Origin of the sequence: Frankia sp. AgB1.9 (assembly GCF_016786355.1) — a bacterium.
Lineage (GTDB): Bacteria > Actinomycetota > Actinomycetes > Frankiales > Frankiaceae > Pseudofrankia.
The window spans coordinates 1-4,236 of sequence record NZ_JADWYX010000242.1; the positions used below are offsets into that span (position 1 = coordinate 1).

General features: G+C 68.3%; 2 protein-coding genes and 2 pseudogenes. 3 read left to right on the forward strand and 1 reads right to left on the reverse strand.

Annotated elements, in window-relative coordinates; all coding sequences use genetic code 11:
• A pseudogene (locus tag I6A60_RS40745) lies at positions 1-768 on the forward strand (formate hydrogenase); the annotation flags it as partial.
• Between the two features lie 411 nt (positions 769-1,179).
• Entirely contained in the window at positions 1,180-3,402 is a 2,223-nt protein-coding gene (locus I6A60_RS40750) for an NADP-dependent isocitrate dehydrogenase (RefSeq protein ID WP_203015077.1), read from the forward strand.
• A 399-nt stretch (positions 3,403-3,801) separates the two neighbouring features.
• On the opposite strand, the gene I6A60_RS42585 is transcribed toward I6A60_RS40750, so the two are convergent.
• Positions 3,802-4,044, reverse strand: a complete 243-nt coding sequence (locus I6A60_RS42585; protein ID WP_238437278.1) for a hypothetical protein — start codon at positions 4,042-4,044, stop codon at positions 3,802-3,804.
• Between the two features lie 88 nt (positions 4,045-4,132).
• Here I6A60_RS42585 and I6A60_RS44360 point away from each other — a divergent pair.
• Positions 4,133-4,236, forward strand: a pseudogene (locus I6A60_RS44360) (phosphoenolpyruvate carboxylase); the annotation flags it as partial.

Here is a 4,236-nt window from a genome sequence, read left to right on the forward strand (position 1 = left end):
GAACGCCTGCACAACCACGTCGCCGACCTCGGCGCCCTGTGCAACGACGTCGGCCACAGCGTCCTACACGCCCACGCAGGACGGCTGCGCGAACGCCTGCTACGCCTCAACGCCCGCGTCACCGGCCACCGCCTCCTACGCGGCGGCGTCCACCTCGGCGGCACCCGGCTGCAAGCCATCCCGGACCTCGCAGAACTTCAAGCCGTCGCCCGCGACGCCCAGAACATCGTCGCCCTCACGCTCGGTCACAGCGTCGTACGGGACCGGTTCACCGGCACCGCGGTCCTCCCCACCGCCGCGGCCCGAGACCTCGGCGCCCTCGGCCCCACCGCCCGCGCCAGCGGCCTCCCGTACGACGCCCGCCTCGCCCACCCCCACTGCGACCTGCGCGAACACCTCCGCATCCCCACCCACCCCGACGGCGACGTCCTGGCCCGCTTCCTCGTCCGCGCCGACGAAATCGACGCCTCCCTCGCCCTGCTCACCCACCTCGCCCGTCACCTCGTACCAGGCCAGGTCGGCACCTGGCCGCCCCCGCGCAGACACACCGGACCGGTCTCGGGCGTCGGCATCGTCGAGGGCTGGCGCGGCACCATCACCCACCGCGTCGAACTCGACGACAACGACACACTCACCCGGGTGAAAGTCGTCGACCCCTCTTTCTTCAACTGGCCCGCCCTACCCGTCGCCCTAGCCGGCACCATCGTCCCCGACTTCCCCCTCGCCAACAAAAGCTTCAACCTCTCCTACGCCGGCAACGACCTATAAACCACCCACAGCGTCACGCCGCCGCTTCCCACCCGACTGCCATCAGCGGCGCCAGCCACAGGCGGAGATATTCACACCTGGGCCAGCGAGCCACCTCGCCGAGCCCAGTGCGGAAGGCGAACAATTCCGGGAGGCCGAGGCGAGATTTCCGCGTTCGGCGACGTCGGCAGGAAGCCCCGACCACCGTTCCGCGGCCTTCCGAGGGTTGGGCCTGGCTGGCAGGACACGGCTCTGCCGCCAGGCCCGGTATATGGAAGTCCAGGACATCGCCACGCCCTCACGACAGGGAGGACATCGATGCTCGTGGGCTCTTCGATGACCACCGCTCATACCCGTTCTCGGGAGCACCGGACCGAGGCGGCCAGTACTGACCTTGACACCGAAAAGAAGCTAGAGCGAAGCGGAGTACCGGTGACTGATTCGAGCATTATCTATACGCATACGGACGAGGCCCCAGCCCTCGCGACGTACTCGCTCCTTCCTGTGGTCCAGGCATATGCTCGGGCCGCCGGCGTCAGCGTCGAAAGCCGTGATATCTCGCTGGCGGCGCGGATTATCGCCAGCTTCCCCGAGCATCTCACCGAAGCCCAGCGCGTCGACGACGCACTCGCCGAACTCGGTCAGCTAGCCAAAACGCCCGGAGCGAACATTATCAAGCTGCCGAACGTCTCGGCATCGCTTCCCCAGCTGAAAGCGGCGATCGTCGAGCTGCAGGACCACGGCTACGCGCTCCCGGACTACCCGGACGACCCGACGAAGACCGACGAGGAGCGGGAGGTCCGCGCCCGCTACGACAAGGTCAAGGGCAGCGCCGTGAACCCCGTACTGCGCGAGGGCAACTCCGACCGCCGTGCCCCCGCGTCGGTGAAAAGCTACGCCAGAGCACACCCCCACCGGATGGGCGTGTGGAGCGCCGACTCGAAGACCAACGTCGCCACCATGAGCGCCGACGACCTGCGCTCCACCGAGAAGTCGACGGTCATCGCCGAGGCCGGCTCGCTGCGTATCGAGCTGGTGGGCGACGACGGCGCCACCACCGACCTGCGCCGCATTGTCCCGGTGCTGGCGGGCGAAGTCATCGACGCCGCCGTCCTGCGGGTAGCAGCGCTCCGCGAGTTCCTCACAGTGCAGATCGCCCGGGCCAAGGCCGAGGACGTCCTGTTCTCCGTGCACCTCAAAGCCACCATGATGAAGGTCTCCGACCCGATCATCTTCGGCCACGTGGTACGAGCCTTCCTCCCGAAGACCTTCACCGCACACGGCGCGACGATCGCCGCCGCCGGCCTGAGCCCGAACGACGGGCTCGCCGCGATCCTCAAGGGTACGGAAGCGCTGCCGCAAGGCGCGGAGATCCAGGCCGCCGTCGAGGCTGAACTCGCCGACGGCCCCGCCCTCGCGATGGTCGACTCCGACCGCGGCATCACCAACCTGCACGTGCCCAGCGACGTCATCGTCGACGCCTCCATGCCAGCGATGATCCGCACCTCCGGTCGGATGTGGGGCCCCGACGGCCAGGAAGCCGACACCCTCGCCGTCATCCCCGACAGCGCCTACGCCGGCATCTACCAGGTCGTCCTCGACGACTGCCGCGCGAACGGCGCCTACGACCCGGCGACGATGGGCTCGGTGTCCAACGTCGGCCTGATGGCGCAGCAGGCCGAGGAATACGGCAGCCACGACAAAACCTTCGAGATCCCCACCCCAGGCACGGCACGGGTCGTCGATCAGGCCGAGAACGTCCTTCTGGAACAGACCGTCGCCGCCGGCGACATCTTTCGCGTATGCCAGGCCAAAGACACACCGATCAAGGACTGGGTGAAGCTGGCCGTCACCCGCGCCCGCGCCACGGGCGACCCGGCCGTGTTCTGGCTCGACGAACACCGCGCACACGACGCGGTGCTGATCGAGAAGGTCAAGGCGTACCTGCCCGAGCACGACACCCAGGGCCTGCACATTGAGATCATGACACCGGTCGACGCGATCACGTTCTCCCTGCAGCGGATCCGCCGCGGCGAGAACACGATCTCGGTCACCGGCAACGTGCTGCGCGATTACCTGACCGACTTGTTCCCGATCCTCGAGCTCGGCACCAGCGCCAAAATGCTCTCCGTCGTACCGCTCATGAACGGCGGCGGACTGTTCGAGACCGGCGCCGGCGGCTCCGCGCCCAAACACGTCCAGCAACTACTCAAGGAGAACTACCTGCGTTGGGACAGCCTCGGCGAATTCCTCGCGCTGACCGCCAGCTTCGAGCACCTCGCCCACACCACCAACAACGCCCGCGCGCAGGTACTCGCCGACACCCTCGACCGAGCAATCGCCACCTTCCTCGACGAGGACAGGTCGCCGACCCGCCGACTGGGCGGCATCGACAACCGCGGTAGCCACTTCTACCTGGCGCTCTACTGGGCACAGGAACTGGCCTTGCAGACCGACGACGCCCACCTCGCAGAGTCGTTCGCTGACCTTGCCGTGACCCTCACCGACCATGAACAGATCATCGTCGATGAGCTGGTCGCGGTCCAAGGCTCGCCAACCGACATCGGGGGCTACTATCAACCGGACCCCGCCAAGGCCACCGCCGTCATGCGTCCGTCGAAGACCTTCAACGAGGCCCTGAGGGCCCTCGACTAATCGTGGGCCTGTAAGAACAACGGTGTAACTCCCTTGTGACACTCTGTGCATAGACGCAGGTAGAGGAGGCACCGGATGGCCAGCACGACGGCCGAGGTTCCGGAATCCCAGGGCGGGTGGCCGGCCCCCTGTCCCGGCCACCCCGCCCAGGTCCTCCGGTTGGTCTCTGTTCAGGTGAGATGAACTGGTGCTTCATGCTGTGGGAGAAGTGGGCTCGCCGTTTGGTCCGACGCCCGGTTTCCGCCGCTTCCGGGTGGGGTCGACGGGCGGCGGGCAGACCGTCAGATGATCGTCTGGTGGGAGGCCGGACAGGGCGGTCTCTCCTCGGGCTGTGAAATGGGGCCGGTCAATGGGCTCGGGACCGGCCTTCGGCGGGCCGTGTAAGTGGGGTGCGGCCGGTCAGTTGGCTTTGATCCATTCGGGTTGGGCCTTGAAGTCGGGTGTGGTGACGACTGGGGTCAGGCCGGTGCCGTCCGCGTGTACGACGGCCAGTTCGTCGGCTGGGTGGGGGGTGCCGGTGAGGGCGGCGAGGCAGAACAGCAGGAGCGACCCGTCGGGTGACCAGGTGGGCGTGATCGCGGTCTGGCCCTTCGGCGGGGTGAACACGGGGCGCAGGTCGGTGCTGTCTGGGTGGACGGTCATGAGGGGGCCTGCGGCTGTCACCGATTCGGCGCCGAAGGCGATTGTCTGCCCGTCGGGGGACCAGCGTGCCGGGCCGGGGGGGCCCCCCGGCGGGGGGGGCGGGGGGGGCGGGGGGGGCGGCCCGACCGGCGAGGCGATCCTCGCCCAGCCGTTCGGCACCCTCGACGGCCCGATCAAGGTCACCGAGCAGGG

Excerpts from the sequence above, each read along its gene's own strand:
- I6A60_RS42585 (WP_238437278.1), bottom strand. The coding sequence starts at position 4,044 with ATGACCGTCCACCCAGACAGCACCGACCTGCGCCCCGTGTTCACCCCG.